23 protein-coding genes and 1 pseudogene are annotated in these 23,163 nt (G+C 73.2%); 9 read left to right on the forward strand and 15 right to left on the reverse strand.

Annotated elements, in window-relative coordinates:
* Positions 1-71: 71 nt before the first annotated feature.
* Together NI25_RS13515 and sigE are read right to left on the reverse strand one after the other, a co-directional pair.
* Positions 72-1,064: an anti-sigma factor family protein gene (locus tag NI25_RS13515; RefSeq protein WP_061442688.1), complete on the reverse strand. Its 993-nt coding sequence runs from the start codon at positions 1,062-1,064 to the stop codon at positions 72-74.
* The gene (gene sigE / locus NI25_RS13520) at positions 1,061-1,771 is read right to left on the reverse strand and encodes an RNA polymerase sigma factor SigE (protein ID WP_199560901.1); all 711 of its coding nucleotides are present in this window, start codon (positions 1,769-1,771) and stop codon (positions 1,061-1,063) included. The genes NI25_RS13515 and sigE overlap by 4 nt, the downstream gene beginning before the upstream one ends.
* Positions 1,772-2,031: 260 nt before the next feature.
* On the opposite strand from sigE, the gene NI25_RS13525 reads away from it, so the two are divergent.
* The gene (locus tag NI25_RS13525; RefSeq protein WP_078884611.1) at positions 2,032-2,730 is read left to right on the forward strand and encodes an O-methyltransferase; all 699 of its coding nucleotides are present in this window, start codon (positions 2,032-2,034) and stop codon (positions 2,728-2,730) included.
* Between the two features lie 116 nt (positions 2,731-2,846).
* Here the strand turns inward: NI25_RS13525 and NI25_RS37585 are convergent, their stop codons facing one another.
* A complete protein-coding gene (locus NI25_RS37585) occupies positions 2,847-3,014 on the reverse strand; it encodes a DUF3117 domain-containing protein (protein ID WP_003966491.1) in 168 nt (55 codons plus the stop codon).
* A 371-nt stretch (positions 3,015-3,385) separates the two neighbouring features.
* On the opposite strand from NI25_RS37585, the gene NI25_RS13530 reads away from it, so the two are divergent.
* Positions 3,386-4,189 carry an enoyl-CoA hydratase/isomerase family protein gene (locus tag NI25_RS13530; protein ID WP_061442690.1) on the forward strand — a complete coding sequence of 268 codons (804 nt, stop codon included), beginning with the start codon at positions 3,386-3,388 and terminating at the stop codon, positions 4,187-4,189.
* 155 nt (positions 4,190-4,344) lie between these two features.
* Here NI25_RS13530 and NI25_RS13535 read toward each other — a convergent pair whose 3' ends face one another.
* Both NI25_RS13535 and NI25_RS13540 read right to left on the reverse strand, forming a co-directional pair.
* Positions 4,345-4,929 (reverse strand): DNA-3-methyladenine glycosylase I, encoded by a 585-nt coding sequence (locus NI25_RS13535; protein ID WP_061442691.1) that lies wholly within the window; start codon positions 4,927-4,929, stop codon positions 4,345-4,347.
* Positions 4,926-5,285 carry a DivIVA domain-containing protein gene (locus NI25_RS13540; protein ID WP_061442692.1) on the reverse strand — a complete coding sequence of 120 codons (360 nt, stop codon included), beginning with the start codon at positions 5,283-5,285 and terminating at the stop codon, positions 4,926-4,928. Before NI25_RS13540 ends, NI25_RS13535 begins: the two co-directional genes overlap by 4 nt.
* 192 nt (positions 5,286-5,477) lie before the next feature.
* Between NI25_RS13540 and folP the strand changes: the two genes are divergently transcribed.
* Positions 5,478-6,350 carry a dihydropteroate synthase gene (gene folP / locus NI25_RS13545; protein WP_061446910.1) on the forward strand — a complete coding sequence of 291 codons (873 nt, stop codon included), beginning with the start codon at positions 5,478-5,480 and terminating at the stop codon, positions 6,348-6,350.
* A gap of 243 nt (positions 6,351-6,593) precedes the next feature.
* On the opposite strand, the gene NI25_RS13550 is transcribed toward folP, so the two are convergent.
* Positions 6,594-7,352: a TIGR00730 family Rossman fold protein gene (locus tag NI25_RS13550; RefSeq protein WP_061442693.1), complete on the reverse strand. Its 759-nt coding sequence runs from the start codon at positions 7,350-7,352 to the stop codon at positions 6,594-6,596.
* Between the two features lie 117 nt (positions 7,353-7,469).
* Positions 7,470-8,549, reverse strand: coding sequence for a succinyl-diaminopimelate desuccinylase (dapE, locus tag NI25_RS13555; RefSeq protein ID WP_061442694.1), 1,080 nt, complete (start codon positions 8,547-8,549; stop codon positions 7,470-7,472).
* An 83-nt stretch (positions 8,550-8,632) separates the two neighbouring features.
* Between dapE and NI25_RS13560 the strand changes: the two genes are divergently transcribed.
* A complete protein-coding gene (locus tag NI25_RS13560; protein WP_078884612.1) occupies positions 8,633-9,613 on the forward strand; it encodes a heavy metal transporter in 981 nt (326 codons plus the stop codon).
* A 330-nt stretch (positions 9,614-9,943) separates the two neighbouring features.
* Positions 9,944-10,375: a hypothetical protein gene (locus tag NI25_RS13565; protein ID WP_061442696.1), complete on the forward strand. Its 432-nt coding sequence runs from the start codon at positions 9,944-9,946 to the stop codon at positions 10,373-10,375.
* Positions 10,376-10,685: 310 nt separating this feature from the next.
* Here the strand turns inward: NI25_RS13565 and NI25_RS13570 are convergent, their stop codons facing one another.
* Both NI25_RS13570 and fdxA read right to left on the reverse strand, forming a co-directional pair.
* A complete protein-coding gene (locus tag NI25_RS13570; protein ID WP_061442697.1) occupies positions 10,686-11,783 on the reverse strand; it encodes a bifunctional succinyldiaminopimelate transaminase/glutamate-prephenate aminotransferase in 1,098 nt (365 codons plus the stop codon).
* Positions 11,784-11,903: 120 nt separating this feature from the next.
* Entirely contained in the window at positions 11,904-12,224 is a 321-nt protein-coding gene (gene fdxA / locus NI25_RS13575) for a ferredoxin (protein ID WP_003973842.1), read from the reverse strand.
* A gap of 140 nt (positions 12,225-12,364) precedes the next feature.
* On the opposite strand from fdxA, the gene NI25_RS13580 reads away from it, so the two are divergent.
* Together NI25_RS13580 and NI25_RS13585 are read left to right on the forward strand one after the other, a co-directional pair.
* On the forward strand, positions 12,365-13,387 hold the full coding sequence (locus tag NI25_RS13580) for a GNAT family N-acetyltransferase (RefSeq protein WP_061442698.1): 1,023 nt from the start codon (positions 12,365-12,367) through the stop codon (positions 13,385-13,387).
* Positions 13,388-13,453: 66 nt separating this feature from the next.
* On the forward strand, positions 13,454-14,326 hold the full coding sequence (locus NI25_RS13585) for a transglutaminase-like domain-containing protein (protein WP_061442699.1): 873 nt from the start codon (positions 13,454-13,456) through the stop codon (positions 14,324-14,326).
* Between the two features lie 122 nt (positions 14,327-14,448).
* Here the strand turns inward: NI25_RS13585 and NI25_RS13590 are convergent, their stop codons facing one another.
* From NI25_RS13590 to mshB, 3 genes are all read right to left on the reverse strand, one after another.
* The gene (locus NI25_RS13590; protein WP_107071723.1) at positions 14,449-16,725 is read right to left on the reverse strand and encodes a hypothetical protein; all 2,277 of its coding nucleotides are present in this window, start codon (positions 16,723-16,725) and stop codon (positions 14,449-14,451) included.
* Positions 16,726-16,880: 155 nt separating this feature from the next.
* Positions 16,881-17,303, reverse strand: a complete 423-nt coding sequence (locus NI25_RS13595) for a DUF6113 family protein (RefSeq protein WP_061442701.1) — start codon at positions 17,301-17,303, stop codon at positions 16,881-16,883.
* Positions 17,300-18,187 carry an N-acetyl-1-D-myo-inositol-2-amino-2-deoxy-alpha-D-glucopyranoside deacetylase gene (gene mshB, locus NI25_RS13600; protein ID WP_061442702.1) on the reverse strand — a complete coding sequence of 296 codons (888 nt, stop codon included), beginning with the start codon at positions 18,185-18,187 and terminating at the stop codon, positions 17,300-17,302. The genes NI25_RS13595 and mshB overlap by 4 nt, the downstream gene beginning before the upstream one ends.
* 150 nt (positions 18,188-18,337) lie before the next feature.
* Here mshB and NI25_RS13605 point away from each other — a divergent pair.
* Positions 18,338-18,514: pseudogene (locus tag NI25_RS13605) on the forward strand (transcriptional regulator); the annotation flags it as partial.
* Between the two features lie 43 nt (positions 18,515-18,557).
* On the opposite strand, the gene NI25_RS13610 reads toward NI25_RS13605, so the two are convergent.
* Positions 18,558-18,752: a hypothetical protein gene (locus tag NI25_RS13610; RefSeq protein WP_030145837.1), complete on the reverse strand. Its 195-nt coding sequence runs from the start codon at positions 18,750-18,752 to the stop codon at positions 18,558-18,560.
* Between the two features lie 186 nt (positions 18,753-18,938).
* Here NI25_RS13610 and NI25_RS13615 point away from each other — a divergent pair, with 186 nt between their 5' ends.
* Positions 18,939-21,062, forward strand: a complete 2,124-nt coding sequence (locus tag NI25_RS13615) for a S9 family peptidase (RefSeq protein ID WP_061442704.1) — start codon at positions 18,939-18,941, stop codon at positions 21,060-21,062.
* A gap of 1 nt (position 21,063) precedes the next feature.
* Here NI25_RS13615 and NI25_RS13620 read toward each other — a convergent pair whose 3' ends face one another.
* Positions 21,064-22,182, reverse strand: coding sequence for an ABC transporter ATP-binding protein (locus tag NI25_RS13620; RefSeq protein WP_061442705.1), 1,119 nt, complete (start codon positions 22,180-22,182; stop codon positions 21,064-21,066).
* Positions 22,175-23,158, reverse strand: coding sequence for an ABC transporter ATP-binding protein (locus NI25_RS13625; RefSeq protein ID WP_061446911.1), 984 nt, complete (start codon positions 23,156-23,158; stop codon positions 22,175-22,177). Before NI25_RS13625 ends, NI25_RS13620 begins: the two co-directional genes overlap by 8 nt.
* Positions 23,159-23,163: the final 5 nt, after the last annotated feature.

A 23,163-nucleotide genomic window follows, 5' to 3' on the forward strand; every position in this document is an offset into this window, starting at 1 on the left:
GGTCCTGTCGGCCCAGGGCTCTGGCGCCACCCCGGATTCAATCAGGTTCGCGGACCGGCGCGCAGATCCCTTCAGCGAACCGGAGGGTAGGACGCGGCGGGGGAAGCCGCCGGGTAGGGGGAGGGCACCGCGTCGGGCGCGGCGAGCAAGCGCGGCGGCCTGACCTCGTCGGCCGCCGCCCAGGAGCTCAGGGAGAGCGGCGGGACCGCCTCCAGCGGGCGTATCAGCGGGGACATGGCGGCGGCGCCGGCCGTCACCGGAGTGGTCAGTGCCCGCACGGCCTGCTGTCGTGCGTCGCCTGCGGCGGGGGCGGGCATCCCGGGCAGCAGCGGTGCGGCGGCCTCGGTGGGGGCTACGGGGGTGTCGCCCAGAGTCCGCTGGCCCTGCCCGAGCAGGGGGCCGCCCGTGCGGCGGCGCTGGCTCTCGGACCCGGTGGCCGCCGCCGAGCCCGGGGTCCGCATCGGCGTCACGTTGCTGCCGCTGCCCGAGCCGCGGGCCTCGGTGGTGGTGTCCGGAGTACCGAGGGTGACGCCGCCGAGTGCGATCGCGGCCAGCGACACCGCCCCGGCGGCGGCGAAGGCGAACCGCAGACCGCGCGAGGCCGAGCGTTCGGACTCCTGCCTGTGCACGTCGTGGATCCGGAAGCCGCCACGTCCCTGGGAGGAGGCCGGCAGAACCGAGGCGTGCGACCCGGCGGGGACGTAGTCGAACTCGAACCGCTCGCCCCGCCGCGTGCCGAAGACGCCGGAGTCCGCGGAGGCCCCGAACCCACCGGGCAGCCCGGCGAACGGCGAGCCGCCGCCGTCCGTGTCACCGCCGCCGGGGAGCCCCTGGAGGCGGGCCAGGAAGCTCTCGGACGGGGCCGGCGGGGCCGCTTCGGCGAAGACGTTCTTCAACCGGCGCTGCGCGTCGACCTCCGCCTTGCACTTCGGGCAGGTCGCCACGTGCGCCAGCACGCGCTCACGCGCGTCATGACCGAGCTCTCCGTCCACCAGGGCGGAGAGTCGGTCTCCCAGATGCTGCTCTGCGAGGTGTCCCTCGGACTGAGGCCGTGATCCACTCACGCGCTCGTGCCCCCTCCTCCCAGTGCGGGAACGCCGACCGCGAACGAGCGACGGTCGGCGCGCGCCTTCGGCGAACGGTGGGCGAGCGCCTTGCGCAGCTGGGAACGGCCGCGGTGGATGCGGGAGCGGACCGTGCCGAGCTTGACGCCGAGGGTCGCGGCGATCTCCTCGTACGACAGGCCCTCGATGTCGCACAGGACGACGGCGGCACGGAACTCGGGCGCGAGGGTGTCCAGGGCCTGCTGGACGTCCGCGTCGAAGTGGGCGTCGTGGAAGAGCTGCTGGGGGGTGGGCTCCCTGCTCGGCAGCCGCTCGGCCGCGTCGTCGCCGAGCGCGTCGAACCGGATGCGCTGCTTGCGGCGGACCATGTCGAGGAAGAGGTTGGTGGTGATGCGGTGCAGCCAGCCCTCGAAGGTGCCCGGCGTGTAGGTCGACAGCGAGCGGAAGACGCGGACGAAGACCTCCTGGGTGAGGTCCTCGGCGTCGTGCTGGTTGCCCGTGAGGCGGTAGGCGAGGCGGTAGACCCGGCCGCTGTGGGTGCTGACGATCTCCTCCCAGGAGGGCGGAGTCCACGCAGGCCCGTCCGCGTCGCCTGCGAAGGTCGCGGTCTGGCCGTGTCCCGTGGGACCGTCGGCGTGGCGGTGGTCAGCAGCGGTGTCGTTCACGGATTTCGGCCTGCCTGCCGATCCGAGGAAGCGCCTCAGCACTCCGCCCCGATCCGCGGGTGCGGCCGCACCTCCCCTGTCGGCTCTGGTGGTGTCCAGTGGAGCCCCTACCATAGCCACCTCGCCCGTTAGCTCCGGATAAGCGGTTTTACGAGAATTTGATCTGGGCCGGTACGGCTCGTCCGCCCGCGTCGCCGCGTGCCCGGCGCTCTGCTCCATCGCCGTCCTCCCCCGTCGCGGCCGCGGCCGCTCGCCCGCCTCTTCGCCCGTCTGCTGCTTCCCCCCTTTAAACGACTGGTCCCATCTGCGGGTTCCCGACGCCAACGGATACAGTCACGCCGAGGCAACGACGGGGACAGGAGAGGGTCATTACCGGCAACCGGCAGACGAGCTGGGCGTTCGCCGACGCCTATGTCGCCGAGGACGACGCGCTGCTCTGGGCACGCGACCGGGCCCGCGAGGCGGGCCTGCGCTCGGTGACCCCGGGCACGGGCTCCGCCCTGGGGTTGCTCGCCGCCGCCGTGGACGCCAAGGCGGTCGCGGAGATCGGCACCGGCTGCGGCGTCTCCGGGATCCATCTGCTGCACGGCATGCGGCCGGACGGCGTACTGACCACGGTCGATCCGGAGCCGGAGCACCAGCAGTTCGCCCGCCAGGCCTTCCGGGCCGCGGGCTTCGCCAGCAACCGGGCCCGGTTCATCCCCGGCCGCGCCCTGGACGTGCTGCCCCGCCTCGCGGACGCCGGGTACGACCTCGTCTTCTGCGACGGCGACCGCCTGGAGTACCTGGACTACCTCGCTGAATCGTTGCGCCTGCTGCGTCCGGGGGGCCTCGTCGCCTTCGAGGGCGTCTTCGGCGCCGGCCGCACGATCGACTCGGGACCGCAGCCCACCGAGGTGCTGAGGGTACGGGAACTGCTGCGTGCGGTGCGGGAGAGCCAGGAACTGGTGCCGTCCCTGCTGCCGGTCGGCGACGGGCTGCTGTGCGCCGTGAAGCGCTGAGGAATTGCGCGGAGCGCCGGGGAATGCCCGGGGCTCCGGAGAATGCCGTCACAAAACAATCACCCCGGCACCAGGTGCGGTACCGGGGCGACTGAACGGGTATGGTCGCTCGCGCGTCAGCCGACGACCTTCTTGAGGGCGTCGCCGAGCGCGTCGGCCTCATCGGGGGTCAGCTCGACGACGAGCCGCCCGCCGCCTTCGAGCGGAACGCGCATGACGATGCCCCGCCCCTCCTTGGTCACCTCGAGCGGGCCGTCGCCCGTCCGCGGCTTCATGGCCGCCATGCTCGTTCCCCTTCCTGATACCAGCTCACCGTCACCGCCGACGGCCCCTGAGGGCACGCGCAATCCGGCTTGGACGCGCGACACCGGCATCGAACACATTGCTTCCCAGCCATTATCCCGCATCCCAGGACCCGATGACCAACATCAGTCGGCATCGCTTGGGCAACGCGCGCGAGCAAAACCACTCAATTCGGCGATGTGACTGCGATACTGCGCGCCCTCGCCCACTTCCGCCGAATGGATACGGACCGGAATTCTTTGACGCAGGTCACATCGCCCGGGCGATCCGTTCCCGGTGATCTCCGTCATGCTGTCTCACGGACACACGCCGGACGCAGACCACTGCATGCCACTACGCGGAGGGGATCTCCATGGCCGACACCGTGCTCTACGAGGTGAGCGACGGGCTCGCGACGATCACGCTGAACCGCCCCGAGGCGATGAACGCGCTGAACATCGAGACCAAGGTCGCGCTCCGGGAGGCGGTGCGCTCCGCGGCGGCGGACGACGCCGTACGGGCGGTGCTGCTGACCGCGGCGGGCGAGCGGGCGTTCTGCGTCGGCCAGGACCTGAAGGAGCACATCGGGCTGCTGGCCGCCGACCGGGAGAGCGGCTCGGGCCGGACGATGAGCACGGTGAGTGAGCACTACAACCCGATCGTGCGGGCGCTCGCCGGGGCCCCGAAGCCGGTGGTCGCGGCCGTGAACGGCGTGGCGGCCGGGGCGGGCCTCGGTTTCGCGCTGGCGGCGGACTACCGGATCGTCGCGGACACGGCGGCGTTCAACACCTCCTTCGCCGGGGTGGCGCTCACCGCGGACTCCGGCATCTCCTGGACGCTGCCGCGCGTCGTCGGTCCCGGGCGCGCCGCCGACCTGCTGCTCTTCCCGCGCAGCATCAAGGCGCGGGAGGCGTACGAACTGGGCATCGCCAGCCGGGTCGTCCCCGCCGCCGACCTGCGCGCCGAGGCCGAGAAGACGGCGCGGACGCTGGCCGAGGGTCCGACGGTGGCGTACGCGGCGATGAAGGAGGCGGTGGGGTACGGGCTGACGCACTCCCTCTCCGAGACGCTCGACAAGGAGGACGAGCTGCAATCGCGGGCGGGGTCCTCCGAGGACCACGCGATCGCGGTGCGGGCGTTCGTGGAGAAGGCGAAGCCGACATACCTGGGCCGGTAGGCCGCCGACGGAGGCGGCCGGCCGTCACGGGCGACCGGGCGGGGAAGGCACGCCGGTGCGGCATACGCCCCCGCGCCTGGCCGGCAGCGGGCGTCCGGGGGCCGGTTTGCGGGCGACCGGCAGCGGCGTACCGCCAAAGGCGGGCGACCGGTGGCTCAGGCGCGGCGGGCCACGCACGTCGCCAGGTGGTCGTCGACCAGTCCGCACGCCTGCATCAGCGCGTACGCCGTCGTCGGGCCGACGAAGCGCAGGCCCCGCTTCTTCAGGGCCTTGGACAGCGCCGTCGATTCCGGTGTGACGGCCGGGACGTCGGCGAGGGTCTTCGGGACCGGCCGGCCGGCCGGGTCCGGGGCGTGCGACCAGATCAGCTCGTCCAGGTCGCCCGCGGCCCAGTCGGCCAGTACGCGCGCGTTGGCGAGGGTCGCGTCGATCTTGGCGCGGTTGCGGATGATGCCGGCGTCGGCGAGCAGGCGCTCGCGGTCGGCGTCGGTGAAGGCGGCGACCCTGGCGATCTCGAAGCCGGCGAAGGCGCTGCGGAAGCCGGGGCGGCGGCGCAGGATGGTGATCCAGGACAGGCCCGACTGGAAGGCCTCCAGGCTGAGCCGCTCGTACAGGGCGTCGTCGCCGTGGACCGGGCGGCCCCACTCCTCGTCGTGGTACGCGACGTAGTCCGCGGTGGACAGCGCCCAGGGGCAGCGCAGCGCGCCGTCGGGGCCCGCGACGGCCTCCCCGGCGCTCACTGCTGGTCCTCCGGGGCCGGCTTGTCCATGACGACGTGGCGCTGGGCGGCCGCGGCCCGGGCACCGGCCAGCGCGGACTCCAGGTCGGCGATCCGGGCGTCGCGCTCGGCCAGCTCGGCGCCGAGGCGGCCGAGGGCGTCGTCGACGTCCGCCATGCGGTAGCCGCGGACGACGAGCGGGAAGCGCAGCCGCTCCACGTCGCCGCGCCCCACCGGGCGGTCCGGGGGCAGCGCGTCCCGTACCCGCTCGGGCGCGGCCTCGGGCAGCGGCCCGCTGTCGCCGCCGCCCACCACGGCGAGCGTCACCGCGGCCACGACGACGGCCAGCGCGATGACGAGGAACAGGAACATGACCATCGCTGGGCCCCCATGGTCGGGTCGGAGTCCGCACCGAGTCGGAGTCGGCCGAGTCGGTGGAATCGGTTGTGTCGGAGTCGGTTGTGTCGGGTCCGATCGTGCCATGCGAGTCTGACAGTCCGGGCCGCGGCCGTCGAAGGACCGCGCACCCGGGGTCGAGAGCGGGACGAGAGAACGGGTATGGACGAGAAGATGTCACAGGGGACGCTCAGGCTGGGCAGGCGTGAGTTCACGGCGCACGAGCCGGTGATCATGGCGATCGTGAACCGGACCCCCGACTCCTTCTACGACCAGGGGGCGACCTTCCGCGACGAGCCCGCACTCGCGCGCGTGGAGCAGGCGGTGGCCGAGGGCGCCGCGATCATCGACATCGGCGGGGTGAAGGCCGGCCCCGGGGACGAGGTGTCGGCCGCGGAGGAGGCGCGGCGGACGGTGGGCTTCGTCGCGGAGGTGCGGCGGCGCTTCCCGGACGTCGTGATCAGCGTGGACACCTGGCGGCACGAGGTCGGCGAGGCCGTGTGCGAGGCCGGGGCGGACCTGCTGAACGACGCGTGGGGCGGCGTCGACCCGAAGCTCGCGGAGGTCGCGGCCCGGTACGGCGTGGGGCTGGTGTGCACGCACGCGGGCGGCGCGGAGCCGCGGACCCGGCCGCACCGGGTGACGTACGACGACGTCGTGGCCGACATCCTGCAGGTGACGCTGGGGCTGGCCGAGCGGGCGGTCGGGCTCGGGGTACCGCGGGAGTCGGTGCTGATCGACCCCGGGCACGACTTCGGGAAGAACACGCGGCACAGCCTGGAGGCGACGCGGCGGCTCGGGGAGATGGTGGAGACGGGGTGGCCGGTGCTGGTGTCCCTGTCGAACAAGGACTTCGTCGGAGAGACGCTGGACCGGCCCGTGAAGGAGCGGGTGATCGGCACGCTGGCGACGACGGCGGTCTCGGCGTGGCTGGGTGCGCGGGTGTACCGGGTCCACGAGGTGGCGGAGACCCGGCAGGTCCTGGACATGGTGGCGACGATCGCCGGGCACCGGGAGCCCGCGGTGGCCCGGCGGGGGCTGGCGTAGGACCTCGCCCCCGCCCGTGACGGGCCTGGGTGTGTCAACCCTGCGGGTCAATACACCTAGGGCCTGTCCGGCGGATCATGCCCCAGACGCGGGGCCCGGCACGCGCGTCCGTGGCGTTGTCGTCGGTCGCCGACGCTCCGCGTCGACGCCCTCCTCCGCCTTGCGGCTGCACGCACCAGACCCCGCTCACCAGCGTCGACGAGCTGCCGTGCCTGTCCTGCGACCTGACCCGCCGGACAGGCCCTAGCGGCCCGCCTCCTTGGAGACCAGGGCCACCGCCTCGTCCACGTCGTCCGTGACGTGGAAGAGGAGGAGGTCCTTCTCGGCGGCCTTGCCCTGGGCGACCAGGGTGCCCCGGAGCCAGTCGACCAGGCCGCCCCAGTACTCGGAGCCGAACAGGACGATGGGGAAGCGGGTCACCTTCTGGGTCTGCACCAGGGTGAGGGCTTCGAACAGTTCGTCCAGGGTCCCCAGGCCGCCGGGCAGGACCACGAAGCCCTGCGCGTACTTCACGAACATCATCTTGCGGACGAAGAAGTAGCGGAAGTTCAGGCCGATGTCGACGTAGGGGTTGAGCCCCTGCTCGAAGGGCAGCTCGATGCCCAGGCCGACCGAGATGCCCTTCGCCTCCAGGGCGCCCTTGTTGGCCGCCTCCATGGCGCCGGGCCCACCGCCGGTGATGACGGCGAAGCCGGCCTCCACCAGGCCGCGGCCCAGCCGCACGCCCGCCTCGTACTCCGGTGAGTCCACCGGCGTGCGCGCGGAGCCGAAGACGCTGATGGCGGGCGGCAGTTCGGCCAGCGTGCCGAAGCCCTCGATGAACTCCGACTGGATGCGCAGCACCCGCCAGGGGTCGGTGTGGACCCAGTCCGTCGGGGCACGCTCGTCCAGCAGGCGCTGGTCCGTGGTGCTCTCCTGCACCTGGTCCCGCCGCCGGAGGACGGGGCCCATGCGCTGCTCCTCCGGTGGCCGCTTCTTGCCCTCGGGGTTGCCGGTAGCCATGCGCGCTCCCTCCAGTTGCAGATTCATCCACCTCAGCGTAGATCTACGCGGGTTACGTGCGAGGGACCTCAGCATGTCCGCCACGCTGCGGCATAAACCCGTCGCCACCGCCGTGGATCATGCCGTCAGCCAGGAGCGCAGGCGCTCCTCGCCCGCGAGGATCTTCGCCACCTCGACCCGCTCGTCGCGCTTGTGCGCCAAGTGCGGGTTGCCGGGGCCGTAGTTGACCGCGGGCACGCCGAGCGCCGAGAAGCGGGAGACGTCCGTCCAGCCGTACTTGGGCTGCGGGGTGCCGCCCACCGCCTCGATGAAGGCCGCCGCGGCCGGGTGGGACAGGCCGGGCAGGGCGGCGCCGCTGTGGTCGTCGACCACGAAGTCCGTCACCCCGCAGTCCGCGAAGACCTCGCGCACGTGGGCGAGGGCGTCCTCCGGGCTGCGGTCGGGGGCGTAGCGGAAGTTGACGGTGACCACGCACTCGTCGGGGATGACGTTGCCCGCCACCCCGCCCGTGATGCCGACCGCGTTGAGTCCCTCGCGGTACTCCAGGCCGTCGATAACCGGATACCGGGGCTTGTACTCCGCCAGGCGCGCGAGGATCGGGGCGGCGGCGTGGATGGCGTTGGAGCCCATCCAGGAACGCGCCGAGTGCGCCCGCTCCCCCGCCGTCTTGAGCAGCACCCGCAGGGTGCCCTGGCAGCCGCCCTCCACCTGGCCGTCGGAGGGTTCGAGGAGCACCGCGAAGTCGCCCTCCAGCCACTCGGGACGGGCCTCGGCGACGTGACCCAGGCCGTTCAGCTCCGCGGCGACCTCCTCGTTGTCGTAGAAGACGAACGTCAGGTCGCGGTTGGGGGCGGGGACGGTGGCCGCGATGCGCAGCTGGACCGCGACGCCCGCCTTCATGTCGCAGGTCCCGCAGCCCCACAGGACCCCGTCCTCGTCCAGCCGGGAGGGGACGTTGCCGGCGATCGGCACGGTGTCGATGTGGCCGGCCAGGATCACGCGCTCCGCGCGGCCCAGTTCCGTACGGGCGACGACGTTGTTGCCGTACCGCTCGACCGACAGGTGGGGCAGGGCCCGCAGGGCGCTCTCGATCGCGTCCGCCAGCGGCTCCTCGGTGCCGCTCTCGGACGGGAAGTCGACGAGCCGCGCGGTAAGCTCCGCGGCGTTCAGCGTGAGGTCAAGCGGGGTATCGGCCATGGCCCCGACCCTAGCGCCCTGCCCTTTCGGGCAGTGTGCGTACCCGGCGGACACCGGACCCTACCCTCCAGTACCTTGTACGCGTGCTTCAGCCGTCCCCATCCCGCAAACGCCGTGGCCGCCTCGCCCGTTCGGGCGCCGCCTCCGTGGCCCTCCTCGCGGTCGCCGGTTACCTGGCAGTGCAGTACGTCACCGGAGGCGCGGGCGCTCCGGGCTGCAAGGTGGCCGCCGGCGAGGACGGCCGTACGACCTACGAGTTCACGCCGGAGCAGGCCGTGAACGCGGCGACGATCACCGCCGTGGGCACCGCGCGGGGGCTGCCGGAGCGGGCCGTGACGATCGCTCTGGCGACCGCGCTGCAGGAGTCGGCGCTGCGCAACCTGGACTACGGCGACAAGGACTCGCTCGGCCTGTTCCAGCAGCGGCCCTCGTGGGGCTGGGGCACGCCGGAGGAGATCATGGACCCCGCGTACGCGGCGGGCGAGTTCTACGACCACCTGGTCAAGGTGCCGGATTATCAGGACCTGCCGTTGACCGTCGCCGCCCAGCGCGTGCAGCGCAGCGGCTTCCCGGACGCGTACGCCAAGCACGAACCGGACGCCGAGCTGCTCGCCGCCGCGCTCACCGGACGGTCCGCGGCGACGCTGACCTGCGACGGGCGCCCCGGCTCGGCCCCTCGGAAGGGGCCGGACGCGGTACGCGCGGCGCTGGTGCGGGAGTTCGGGCACGCCGTGCTCGAACCGGCGGGGGCGGAGGTGTCCGACGACAGCACCGCCGACCCGGGCGCCGCCCGTTCCGCGGGCGCCTCCGACGAGCGGACCGTGACGGTGCCCGTGACCGGCGGCACCGGTGCGGGCGGGCAGCGGGAGACCGAGCGGCGCGGCTGGCAGGTGGCGCACTGGGCGGTGGCCAACGCCTCCTCGCTGCACATCCAGCGGGTCAGCTACGCGGGCCGGGAGTGGACCGCGGGCAACACCGACAGCAAGTGGTCACCGGCGGGCGGCGAAGGCACCAAGGGTGCGGAGCGGGCGGCCGGGCCGGTGCGGATCACGTCCGGCTGGTAGCGCGCCCGTACGAAACCGTCACCTCCGCGAGTGACCCGCGTCGGCACGAGGTCGACGCGGGTCACGGGTTTGCGCACCCTCACCCCCGGATGCGTCAGGGCCCAGGAAAATCAAGGGCCGTAAGGATTCAGCAGACTTTCCGACCGGCGCCCTTTTGCCCGTTTTTCTGTGCACCTGATAATGCGACGCATTACCAACTCTTTACGTTGGGCCGCCGCAACCTTCGTGGCTCTCGAGCGGTAGTCACTGCGTCCGAGCCCGGTCGATCACTCTCCGATCGCTCCCGGGCACGGTCGATTCCCCATCGTTGACTTCCGTCGAAGGAGCATCATGTCCCTCCCCCTGACCCGCCGGATCGCCCGTGCCGCGCTGCTCGTCGCTGCGGGAGCGGCTGCCGGGGTCGGTGCGGCCGGCTCCGCCAGCGCGGCTCCCGAACTGCCGGCCACCCCGAACCTCGGGGGACTGACCGCCCTGGACGGGGCGAACGTCGGCAACACCGCCGCCTCCGCGGCCCAGAACGTCACCGAGACCGCGGGCGACACCGGCGGCAAGGCCGTGAAGAAGGCCGTGCCGGCCGCGGGCAAGACCGGTGGCTCGGCCGTCAAGAAGGCCACGCCGGCCGCGCAGAACGCCGCGGGGGACGCGGCGGGTGCCGCCGGGGACATCGTGGGTGACACGGCTTCGACGGCGACGCAGGGCGGGCTGCCGACGGACGCGCTGGGTAAGGGCGGGCTGCCGGTCCAGGGTCTGCCGGTCGGCTGAGCGCCGGGCTTGAGCGGCGCGGCGCCGGGGTCTGGGGTTCCCAGGCCCCGGCGTTTTGCTTGCCTACGTCGGTGCGGTGGGCGTGTCTTGGCCGTGGCCCGGCGTCGGGGGCTGTGCCCACCCGTTCCGCCCTGCGGAACGACTGCCCACAGCCAGGGCGGAACGACTGCCCACAGCCAGGGCGGAGCGAGTGCCCACAGCCGGGGCGGAACGACTGCCCACAGCCGGGGCGGAGCGAGTGGCCACAGCCAGGGCGGGGCGAGTGGCCACAGCCGGGGCGGGCGGGGCGGAACGACTGCCTACAGCCAGGTCAGGCCTTCAGGCGGTCTGCCGCTGTTCGGATGCGTTCGTCCGTGGCCGTCAGGGCCACGCGGACGAAGTTCTCGCCCGCCGGGCCGTAGAAGTCGCCCGGGGCCACCAGGATGCCTCGGTCGGCCAGGCGGGCGACCGTGGTCCAGCAGGACTCGTCGCGGGTGGCCCAGAGGTAGAGGCTGGCCTCGCTGTGCTCGATGCGGAAGCCGTGGCCGAGCAGGGCCTCGCGCAGGACGGTGCGGCGGGCCGCGTAGCGCTCGCGCTGGACGCGGACGTGCTCGTCGTCGCCGAGAGCCGCCACCACGGCCGCCTGGGTGGGCGCCGAGGTCATCATGCCGCCGTGCTTGCGGATCTCCAGGAGCGGGCCGAGGACGGCCGGATCGCCGGCGAGGAAGGCCGCGCGGTAGCCGGCGAGGTTGGAGCGCTTGGAGAGGGAGTGGACGGCGACCAGGCCGTCGTACGAGCCGCCGTTGACGTCCGGGTGGAGGACCGAGACCGGGTCGGCCTCCCAGCCCAGTTCCAGGTAGCACTCGTCGGAGACGACGAGGACGCCGTGCTCGCGGGCCCAGGCCACGATCCGGGTCAGGTCGGCCTTGGAGAGGACCTTGCCGGTCGGGTTGGACGGGGAGTTGAGCCAGAGGAGCTTCAGGCCCGCCGGGTCCAGCTCGGTGGGGTCCTCGTACGCCTCGTACTCCGCGCGGGCCAGGCGGGCGCCGACCTCGTACGTCGGGTAGGCCAGGCGCGGGAAGGCCACCTTGTCGCCGGGGCCGAGGCCCAACTGGGTCGGGAGCCAGGCGACGAGTTCCTTGGAGCCGACGACGGGGAGTACGTGGCGGTGGGTGACGCCGCGGGCGCCGAGGCGGCGTTCGACCCAGCCGGTGATCGCGTCGCGCAGTGCCGGGGTGCCCCAGACGGTCGGGTAGCCCGGGGAGTCCGCGGCGTCGACCAGGGCCTTTTGGATCAGCTCGGGTACCGGGTCGACCGGGGTGCCGACCGAGAGGTCGACGATGCCACCGGGGTGGGCCGTCGCCGTCTTCTTGTACGGCTCCAGCTTGTCCCAGGGGAAGGTGGGAAGTCGGTCGGAGACTGCGGACACGGTGGGTGGCTCCCTTTGCTCGTCGGCGCGCGGTGCTGCGGCAAACGCCTCGGTCCCGTGCGGCGCCGATCGGGGGGACCGGGCCGTACGGGACCGAGGCGGCGCGTGTGCGGGCCGCTCTTACTGGTTCTGCGGCGGCAGCGCGGCGACGAACGGGTGGTCGCGCTCGATCAGCCCCAGCTTGCTGGCGCCGCCGGGCGAGCCGAGCTCGTCGAAGAACTCGACGTTCGCCTTGTAGTAGTCCTTCCACTCCTCGGGAGTGTCGTCCTCGTAGAAGATCGCCTCGACCGGGCAGACCGGCTCACAGGCACCACAGTCGACGCATTCGTCCGGGTGGATGTACAAGGACCGCTGGCCCTCGTAGATGCAGTCGACCGGGCACTCCTCGATGCACGCCTTGTCCTTCACGTCGACACAAGGCTGCGCGATGACGTAGGTCACGCTGTCGTTCCTCCTCGATAGGGCGCTGGCGGGCCTCCGTAGGCTCCGCCGCCTGGCGCGCGGGAGCGCGGCGTCGTCGATGCCCGCCCCTAGTATCTCCGTTCCTGGGCATGATCCGAACAGGAGGGGTGGACAGACCCGTGGAAATCTCTGCCGCAGGGCGACTTGAGGTCCGTATCACCGCTGCTGACGTGGGCAAACGAGTCTCCGTAAGGCGCTTGAGCGACACTGGTGTCGCAGGTGAGAGGTTCACCGACACGGTCGGTGTTCTCACATCATGGACCGATGGTGTGCTGCTGATCACACGAAAGAGTGGCGAGAGTGTCCGTGTCGCCGAGTCCGACCTGGTCGCCGGGAAGGTCGTGCCGGCCGCGCCCGCCCGCCGGCGCGGGCCCGCCGCGTCCTACGAGGAGCTGGCGCGGGTCGCCGCGCGGGCCTGGCCCCCGGTGGAGAGCGAGCGGCTCGGGGCGTGGGAGCTGCGGGCGGCCGGCGGCTTCACCCGACGGGCCAACTCCGCGCTGCCGCTCGGCGATCCGGGACTGCCGCTGGACGAGGCGCTGACGGCCGTACGACGCTGGTACGGCGAGCGCGGGCTGCCCGCGTACGTGCAGACCGCCACCGGCGCCGCCGGCACGCAGGAGCCGCTGTGCGCGGAACTGGAGCGGCGGGGCTGGGTCCGGGAGGTGACGGCGGAGGTGTGGACCGGCGGGCTCGCACCGGTCGCCGACCTGGCCGAGGGCACCGGTGTGGTCCTGTCCCGGGAGGCGGACGAGGCGTGGCTGGCCCGGTACCAGCGCAAGGGCGTGAGCGACGTGGCCCTGCGGGTGCTGGGCGGGGGGCCGTCGGTGTGGTTCGCCGCCGTGCCCGGCTCGGACGCGGACGGCCCGGGTGTCCCGGCGGCGATCGGGCGGTGTGTCGTGGACGGGCGCTGGGCGTCCTTCGCGGCCGTCGAGGTCGACCCCGCGCAGCGGCGGCGGGGGCTGGCGACCGCCGTGATGGCCGCGCTGGCCCGGCGGGCGCTGGACGAGGGCGCGTCGGCGGCGTGGCTCCAGGTGGAGACGGACAACGCCGGGGCCAGGGCGCTGTACGCCGGAATGGGCTTCGCCGCGCACCACGCCTACCACCACTACCGGGAGCCCGGAGCCACCGGGACGGACCGGTAACCGACTGTCCCTCCCCACCTCGCCCCACCTCGTCTCGACAGCACTGTGAAAGGGCACGAGCCGGCCATGCGTCATCCTCATCCCCTCCAGCCCCCGTCGCCGGAACGTTCGGCCGAAGTGCGGCGTCGGTTCGCCGAGGAGGCGCGGTCCGAGCGGCCCGACCTGGCCACGCTGTGCCTGCTGATGGGCGCGGAGGCGGACGGGGCGCTGGACGAGGCGGGGCTGGACGCCGCGCAGGTGGAGCTGGACCGGCTGGCCGGTGAGCTGCCGTTCCGGCCGGGTACGCCGCGGGCCTGGGCCGAGGCGCTGCGGGACCTGCTCGGCGAGCGGTACGGGTTCCACGGGGTCGCCGCGGACTACCAGCGGCTGGAGTCGTCGTTGCTGCACGAGGTGCTGCGGCGGCGGCGCGGGCTGCCGATCCTGCTGTCGGTGGTGTGGCTGGAGGTGGCCCGGCGGGCGGGGGCACCGGTGTACGGGGTGGCGCTTCCGGGGCACTTCGTGGTCGGGCTCGGGGCGGAGCACGCGGCGGCCGGGGAGCGGGTGCTCGTCGATCCGTTCGACGGAGGGCGGCTGCTCGACGGGAAGGACGCGGAGGTGCTGGTCGCCGGGGCGACGGGGGCGGAGCTGCGGCCTTCGATGCTGGAACCCGCCGCGCCGTTGGAGGTGGTGTCCCGCGTGCTGAACAACGTCCGGGCGTGGGCGGCGGGGCGGCCGGAGCAGTCGGCGGTGGGGCTGTGGGCGATCGACCTGGCGCTGCTGTTGCCGGCGCATGCGGCCCGGTTGCGGTACGAGCGGGCGCGGTTGCTGGTGCAGCGGGGGGAGTTCCTGGCGGGGGCCGGGGAGCTGGAGGCGTACGCGGAGGTGGTGTCGGCGGTGGACGAGGCGGTCGCGGAGGAGCTGCGGGGCGAGGCGCGGGCGGCCCGGGCGATGCTGAACTGACCGTCGGTGGGGGTGCGGGCGGGGGCGGGGGCGCTTGCCCGCGCCGACAGTGCGCCGCACGGCCGTCGTACGACGGCGGGGGCGCCCGGCGGATCGCCGGGCGCCCCCGCCGTGGCGTGACGTCAGCTCGGGTTGGTGTCGATGACCGCCACCCGGTCGGTCTTGCTCTTCAGGGCCTGGCGCATGGCGCCGTAGACGTCCTGCGGGGTGACGGGCGTCTTGTCACCGTTGGCGCGGGTGATGAGCACGCCGTCGAAGGTCTGGCCGTACAGCTCCTTGAGGGCGTTCAGGTCGGGCTTGTCGACCAGCTTGCCGTCGACGGCCGTGACCCTGAGGAACTTCCACAGCGACTTCTCGGGGCTGAGCGGAATCGAGTGGGCCGGGTCCGTCTGCACGGTCACGCGGGCCGACATCGCCGGCTCGGCGAACTCCTTCATCATCCGGTCGACCTCGGCCTTGGAGACCGTGGGCTGCTTGGTGGTCGTCGGCACGTTCACCGCGGTGGCGGTGCCGGTCTCCACCTGGGTGCGGTACGCCGCCTGCACGGCCTCGGTCGACTTGGCGACGTCTATGCCCTTGCCGGCCTTGCCGTACACGGGGACGGCCTTGCCGGACTCGAACTTGATCGTGCCCTCGGTCACCGAACCGGCCCCGCCGGCGGCGTCCTCCAGGGCGGCGTGCAGTTTCTCCTCGTCGACGGGCATGACCGGTTCGACGACCCGCTTCTGGCCGAACAGGGAGCCGATCACGGACATCGGGTTGTAGTCGCTCGTCGCCGCGTCGCTGGCCGTGGCCTGGGTGTCGAGCTGGAGCCCCGCCTGGTCGGGCTTGAGGGAGACGGTGTCGCCGCCCACGGTGAGCTTCAGCGGCTTGGCCGCGCGGGCGCCGAGGGCCTTGTCCAGCTTCTCGACGGCGTCGTCCCGGGTGCCGCCGCCGATGTCGACGCCGAGCACGGTGGTGCCCTTGGGCACGTCGGAACGGTTCATGAGCAGGCCGGCGCCGTAGGTGACACCGGCGACGACGACCAGGCCGCCGACGAGCAGCGGGAGCTTCTTGCGCCCCTTCTTCTTGGCGGGCTTGGCGGAGCTCGCCGGGGGCGCGGAGACCGGCTCGGGCAGCTTGGGCGGTGTGTGCGGGAGCGGTCCGTCCCCGGACGCGGCCCGGAACGGCTCGTTGCGCCCGCCCGGTACGACGGGGATGCCGCTGGTGACGGTGTTGCCGGAGACGTTGTCCGGGTTGCCCATGCCGGGGGGAGCCGGCCGCTGCGGGGTGAGGATCGCGGTGTCGTCGCTGAGCCCGCCGCCGGGGCCGGGGCGGGTGGCGTCGGGACCCACCGGCCTGCCGGGACCGCCCGGACCGCCGGGACCGCCCGGACCGCCGAGGTTCCCGGGGCCGTGCAGGCCGTTCGGGGCGGCCTCTCGCTGCCCGCCCGGAGCTCCGGGGCGGCCGAGGTCGCCGGCCGGGGGCGGCGTCAGCCGGCTGTCGCCGGTGGCCGGGCCGCTCGTCGGACCGGCGGGGCCCTGGGGGCCGGTGCCGTACGGGGACTGCCCGTTCAGGCCGTTGTGCTGCCCGCCGGGGGCGCCGGGCCCCTGGTCGGTGCCGCGCTCCCCCGCGAAGTCCGGCAGGTCGTCGCGGCCCGGTTCGCTCCCGGCGCCGGCGCCCGGCCGGGGACCGTTGCCATTGCCGTTGCCGCCCAGCGGGCCGGCCGCCAGCGCCTCGGTCACGTCGAAGGAACCGGTGCCGCCACCGTGGCCGGGCGCCACGGGCCCGCCGGTCGCACCGGCGCGGGAGCCGCCGGGTGCGCTCATGGAGCCGACGACACCACCGGGACGGCCACTCCCGCCGCCCGGTCGCGCGCCGGCACCGGAAGCACCCGCGCCTCCCGCACCCCGGGTGCCCGGCGCACCCGGAGCCGCGGCGGGCGCCTGCGAACCGCCCGGCAGACCGGCCCCGTTGGTGGAGCCGCCGCCCTGAGTGCCCTTGCCCTGACCCGACTTGCGGGGCGCGAACCAGTCGCTGGTCGGCTTCTCCTCGGCGGACTGAGCGGGCTCGGCGGGAGCCTCGGGGGCGCCGCCCGCGGGCGCGGCGGCGCTCGATGCCGGCGCGGGCCGCTCACCCGTCGTGGTGGCCTCCGCGCCGTCGGCAGCGGCGTCATCGCCGTCCGCGACGGGCTTGCGCACGACGACCGGCGGAATGGGCCGCGACCCGGGGATGTTGATCCGGATCCGGGTCGTCAGCGTCGTCTCGGTCTTGCGCTCCTCCGGTCGCGTGGCCGAACGGCCCGCGTCCGCACCGGTGTCGGAAGCCGTGGGTGTCCCGTAGGGCGGGGTACCCGAGGGGTATGCGGCTCCGCCGCGCCCGTGGGGCCCGGAGGACGAACTGTCAGTTTCACGACTCAAGGCAGGTTCTCCCGATTGGCTCCGCCGCCCGTCACACCATCAGCGGGCGGCTCGGCGGCGCGCACCACCATACTGGCCACTTCTCACGCGTATCCCGGGACCGCCGGGGAAACCCACACGGGACTCGCACGCCCGCGGCACGGCGAAGCGGTACGTCACTTGCGAAGTCGGGCGGAGTCGCCGTCCGGTTGCCGTACCGGCGCGAGGGTGGCGCAGATCACAGCGACGGCGATCCCGCCGAGCAGGAAGAAGTAGGACCCGATGCCGGCGGCGAAGAGGAAGTCGCCCTCCGGCCGGCTGGTGGTGAGCAGCACCGCGGCGAGGGCCCAGCCGAGAGCGGGTGCGACGGCCCCGCCCCGGCGCCCCACGGCACGGCCCGCCCCGAGGCACAGTCCCGCCTCGGCGGCCAGGGCGAGCAGCAGCCCGCCCGGGAACCAGGCCGGCTGCAGCAGCGCGCCCGCGGCACCGATGACGGCACCGAGCACGAAGAGCCCCACGTACAGGAGGGCCCGGCCGGGCGAGGGCGGGCGCAGCGGCTGGGCGAGTGCGGAGCCCGCGGGCTCGTCGCGGCCGCTCACGGGGCCACCCCGCTCTCGGAGGTCGCGGTGATCCCGGCGAACAGGTCGCTCTCGCGTCCGTCGCCGGCGCCCCGTTCACCGCGCACCAGTTCGTAGTACTCGGTGGTGAGAAGGGGCTGGGCCAGGTCGTTGGAGAGGACGAAGTACGGTTCGGCGACCGTGATCTGGGTGGCGTGCGCGCGCATCGCGGCGGCCTTGGCGGCGGCGTACACGGTGCCGTCGCCATGGATCTCCGTGGTGACCAGGGCGTCGTCGACGACGCCCGGTACGTCCTCGATCTCGGCCGCCTTGTCGAACGGCAGTCCGGGCAGCTCGTCCCGGAGCCGGGCGAAGGCGTCCTCGAGGTGGGAGCGCGGCACGCGGTTCCAGTAGACCTTGGCGACGGGGCACCCGGCCCCGGCCGCCAGTTCCACCGCGCGCATGGCGATGCGGTGGGCCTGGATGTGGTCGGGGTGGCCGTAGCCGCCGTTCGGGTCGTAGGTGACGAGCACCTGGGGGCGCACCTCGCGGATGACGTCCACGAGCAGGGCGGCGGCCGCGTCGACGTCGGCCTGCCACAGGCAGCCGGGGTCGTCGTTGTCGGACAGGCCCATCATCCCGGAGTCGGCGAACCGCCCCGGCCCGCCGAGCAGGCGGAAGTCGTCGACGCCGAGCGCGCGCATCGCGTCCGCCAGCTCACCCCTGCGGTGCCCGCCCAGGGCGGCGCCGGACAGATGGGCGAGCTCGGGCGGAATGACCTCGCCCCGCTCACCGAGGGTGCAGGTCACCAGCGTCACGTGCGCGCCCTCGGCCGCGTACCGGGCCATGGTGACGCCGTTGTTGATCGACTCGTCGTCCGGGTGCGCGTGCACCAGCAGCAGACGCCGGCCGGGGAGATCCGTCATGCCCCCACCCTATGAGGCCCGGATCCCGTCCTCACGCCCGCACGGGCCGTACGGAACCGTCCAGGCCTTGTCCGGTGCCGGTCGGCACCGTCGTCGGCGTCGTCCCGGGTGGGGCACGCCGTGCGACGCGGGGGCGAGGAGGGGTGCGCCATGTCGGTGGACGCCGGGACGGGCCAGGTCGACGAGCCGGGCCGGGAGGTGGACCGGGACGACGACTGGGCCCCGGCCGTGATCACCACGGCGGGCCGGCGGCTCCGGCTGCGCCGGGAGGCGGCGGGGATGCGGGCTCCCGGCCTCGCGGCGGCGATCGGGTACGGGAAGGACCTCGCGCCGGCGCCCGAGGCCCGGGTCCGCTTCGTGGCCGGCACGGTCAGAAGTTGATGCTTCCGATCATCCCCGCGATGTTGGTCGTCAGCTCGCTGATCGTGGGTGCGATCGTCGAGGAGGCCAGATAGAAGCCGAGAAGCATGCACACCACCGCATGCCCCGCCTTCAAGCCTGACTTCTTGACGAGCAGGAAGACGATGATCGCCAGCAGCACAACCGCCGAAATCGAGAGTGCCACGGCGGCTCACCTCCAATGGGCCCAGGGTCACGGGGGGTCGGTCGCAGTCGGAGCTCGGGGCAGATAAATCCACGCAGCGGGCACCTGGTTGATACCCACTATGTGCTAGTGATCATAACTATCCGTACGCGCGCATCTCTCGGCGCACGGCCGCACAAGGGGGCGCATGGCCAATATGGTCAAGGCATGACGACCGAGTCCGACTCCTTCCCCAAACGGCACGCCCGCACCCAGCGGTTCACGCTCGGCGCGCCGCGTTCGTTCACCGTGGCACCCGATGGCTCACGGGTCACCTTCCTGCGCTCCGGCACCGGTACGGACCGGGCCAACGCCCTGTGGATCCTCGACGTCGAGAAGGGCGGGGAGCGCGTCGCCGCCGACCCGCGCGCCCTGCTCGGCGGCGCCCGGGAGCGTCTGTCGCCCGAGGAACGGGCCCGGCGTGAGCGCAGCCGCGAGGGCGGCGCCGGGATCGTCGGCTATGCCACCGACGCGGCGGTCGAGCTGGCCTCCTTCGCGCTGTCGGGGCGGCTTTTCGCGGCCGAGCTGCGGGTCGGCACCGCACGCGAACTGCCCGTCCCCGGGCCGGTGATCGACCCCCGCCCCTCCCCCGACGGCCGGCACGTCGCCTACGTCGCCGGGGGCGCCCTGCGCGTCGTGGGCGCCGAGGGGGACGGCGACAGGGCGCTGGCCGAGGCGGACGGCGAGGGCGTCACGTACGGGCTCGCCGAGTTCATCGCGGCCGAGGAGATGTCCCGCAGCCGGGGCTTCTGGTGGAGCCCGGAGTCGGACCGGCTGCTGGTGGCACGCGTGGACGACACGCCGGTGCAACGCTGGTGGATCTCCGACCCGGCCCACCCCGAACGTGATCCACACCACGTGCGGTATCCGGCGGCGGGCACCCCGAACGCGGACGTACGGCTGTTCGTCGTCGGTCTCGACGGGGGGCGCACGGAGGTTCTCTGGGACCGGGCCCGGTATCCGTATCTGGCGCGAGTGCACTGGTCAGCGGCTGGCGCACCGCTGCTTCTCGTACAGGCGCGCGACCAGCGCAGCCAGCTCTACCTGGCGGTGGACACCGAGTCCGGCACGACGCGGATGGTGCACGCCGACGAAGATCCAACTTGGCTGGAACTCTTCCCCGGCGTGCCCTGCTGGAGCCCCTCGGGGCAGCTGGTGCGGATCGCCGACGAGGGCGGGGCGCGGGTGCTGGCCGTCGGTGAACGTCCGCTCACCGGCGCCCAGTTGCATCTGCGGGCGGTGCTGGACGTCGGCGCCGACGACGTGCTGGTCTCCGCCTCGGCGGGCGAGGAGGCGGCCGAGGCGGAGATCGGCGAGGTGCACGTGTACCGGGTGAACGAACTCGGTGTGGAGCGCCTGTCGCAGGAGCCCGGCGTGCACTCGGCGGTACGCGCGGGGGGCGTGACCGTCCTCGTGTCCGCCACCCTCGACCGGCCCGGGGCACGGGTCCAGGTGCTGCGGGACGGGAAGCCGGCGGCGACCGTCGCCTCCTATGCGGAAGACCCCGGTTTGTCCCCGCGCGTGACCCTCACCCATGGGGGCGCACGGCGTGTCCCGTGCGCCGTGCTTATGCCAACGGACTACCACGGTGACACCCCCCTCCCCGTCCTCCTCGACCCCTACGGTGGTCCGCACGGCCAGCGCGTCGTCGCCGCGCACAACGCCCACCTCACCTCCCAGTGGTTCGCCGACCAGGGGTTCGCGGTGGTCGTCGCCGACGGGCGGGGCACTCCGGGGCGCTCGCCCGCCTGGGAGAAGGCCGTCAGGGACGACGTGGCCGCCGTCGTGCTCCAGGACCAGGTGGACGCCCTCCAGGCCCTCGCCGCCGACTTTCCGCTGGACCTGGACCGCGTCGCCATCCGGGGGTGGTCCTTCGGCGGCTATCTGGCCGCGCTCGCGGCGCTGCGACGGCCGGACGTCTTCCACGCCGCCGTGGTGGGCGCCCCGGTCACCGACCTCAGGCTCTACGACACCCACTACGAGGAGCGCTACCTCGGCGACCCCCGCGAGCAGCCGGACGTCTACCGCCGCAACTCGGTGATCGACGACGCCGGACTGGTCGACGCCGCCGAGCCGCACCGGCCCATGATGGTCATCCACGGGCTGGCGGACGACAACGTGGTGGTCGCCCACTCGCTGCGCCTGTCCTCGGCGCTGCTGGCCGCCGGGCGGCCGCACGAGGTGCTGCCGCTGTCCGGTGTCACGCACATGACCCCGCAGGAGTCCGTCGCCGAGAACCTGCTGCTGCTCCAGGTGGACTTCCTCAAGCGGTCGTTGCCCGGACCGGCGTAGGTCACGCGTCCTCGGCGTCCTCCCGGTGCGAACCGCCCGGGCCGCGGCCTCCGGGCGGCCCGGGCGGCCCGGCCGTTCCGGTCTCCTCCGGCGGCACCACCCGCTTCTCCTCCGCGAAGTGGCACGCCGAGTCGTGGGCCGCGGGTCCGGAGACGCCCCGGAACTCGGCGGGCACCGCGAGCGCCGGCACCTCCAGCGCGCACCGCTCCCGCGCCTTCCAGCAGCGGGTGCGGAAGCGGCAGCCGGAGGGGATGTTGGTCGGGGACGGCACGTCGCCGGACAGGATGATCCGCTCCCGGTGTTCCCGGGCCTCCGGGTCGGGCACCGGCACGGCGGACAGCAGCGCCTGGGTGTAGGGGTGGGTCGGGTGGTCGTAGATCTCCGCGTCCCGGCCCGTCTCCACGATGCGGCCCAGGTACATCACGCCGACCCGGTCGGAGATGTGCCGGACGATCGACAGGTCGTGGGCGATGAAGATGTAGGACAGGTCGAACTCGTCCTGGAGGCGGCCCATCAGGTTGATCACCTGGGCCTGCACGGACACGTCGAGGGCCGAGACCGGCTCGTCGGCGACGATGATCTCCGGCCGCAGCGCCAGGCCGCGGGCGATGCCGATGCGCTGGCGCTGGCCGCCGGAGAACTGGTGGGGATAGCGGTTGATGTACTCCGGGTTCAGGCCGACCACGTCCAGCAGGTCCCGGACCCGCTTCCGCCGGTCGCCCTTGGGCGCCACCTCGGGGTGGATGTCGTACGCCTCGCCGATGATGTCGCCCACCGTCATGCGGGGGTTGAGGGAGGTGTACGGGTCCTGGAAGACCATCTGGATGTTCCGGCGTACGGACTTCAGGGCCTTGCCGGACAGGCGGGTGATGTCCTCGCCCTTGTAGCGGATCTCGCCGGCCGTCGGCCGTTCCAGGTTGACCAGCATCTTGGCGACCGTGGACTTGCCGCAGCCGGACTCGCCGACGATGCCGAGGGTCTCGCCGCGGGCCAGCTCGAAGTCCACGCCGTCGACGGCCTTGACCGCGCCGACCTGCTTCTTGAAGAGGATGCCGGAGGTCAGCGGGTAGTGCTTGACCAGGCCGCGGACTTCGAGGATCGGCTCGGTGGTCTCAGCCATGCAGGCACTCCCTCCAGAAGTGGCAGGCGCTGCCCCGCCCGGCGTCGGACTCCGTCACGTCGTACAGGGGCGGTACGTCGGTGCGGCAGACGTCCCGGGCCATCGGGCAGCGGGGGTGGAAGGCGCAGCCGGGCGGGATGCGGGTGAGGTTGGGCGGCAGGCCCTTGATGGCGTAGAGCTCCTGGCCCTTCTGGTCGAGGCGGGGGATGGATTCCAGGAGGCCGCGGGTGTAGGGGTGGGCGGGGGCCTTGTAGATGTCGTGGACCGGGGCCGTCTCCACGATGCGGCCCGCGTACATGACGGCGATCTTGTCGGCGACGTCGGCGACCACGCCGAGGTCGTGGGTGATGAGGATCAGCCCCATGTGCAGCTCGCGCTGGAGTTCCGCGAGCAGGTCCATGACCTGGGCCTGGACGGTGACGTCGAGGGCGGTGGTCGGTTCGTCGGCGATGATGAGCTTGGGTTCCAGGGCCATCGCCATCGCGATCATGATGCGCTGGCGCATGCCGCCGGAGAACTGGTGCGGGTACTGCTTGACCCGCTCCCCGGCGGCCGGGATGCGCACCCGGTCCATCAGCTCGACGGCCTTGGCGTGGGCGTCCTTGCGGGACATGCCGCGGTGCACGGTGAACATCTCGGCGAGCTGGGCGCCGACGGTCAGGACGGGGTTCAGCGAGGACAGCGCGTCCTGGAAGATCATCGCCATTTCGGCGCCGCGGACCTTCCGGCGTTCCTCCTCCTTCAGCTTCAGCAGGTCCCGGCCCTCGAAGAGGATCTCCCCCGCGGTGACCCTGCCCGGCGGGATGTCGAGGATGCCCATGACCGTCTGGGCGGTGACGGACTTGCCGGAGCCGGACTCGCCGAGCACCGCGAGGGTCTCGCCGGCGTCCACGCCGTAGCTGACGCCGTTGACGGCCTTGGCGACGCCGTCGCGGGTGTGGAACTCCACGTGCAGGTCGCGCACTTCGAGCAGCATGCGGT

Origin of the sequence: Streptomyces sp. CCM_MD2014 (assembly GCF_000772045.1) — a bacterium.
In the GTDB taxonomy this organism is placed as follows: domain Bacteria; phylum Actinomycetota; class Actinomycetes; order Streptomycetales; family Streptomycetaceae; genus Streptomyces; species Streptomyces salinarius.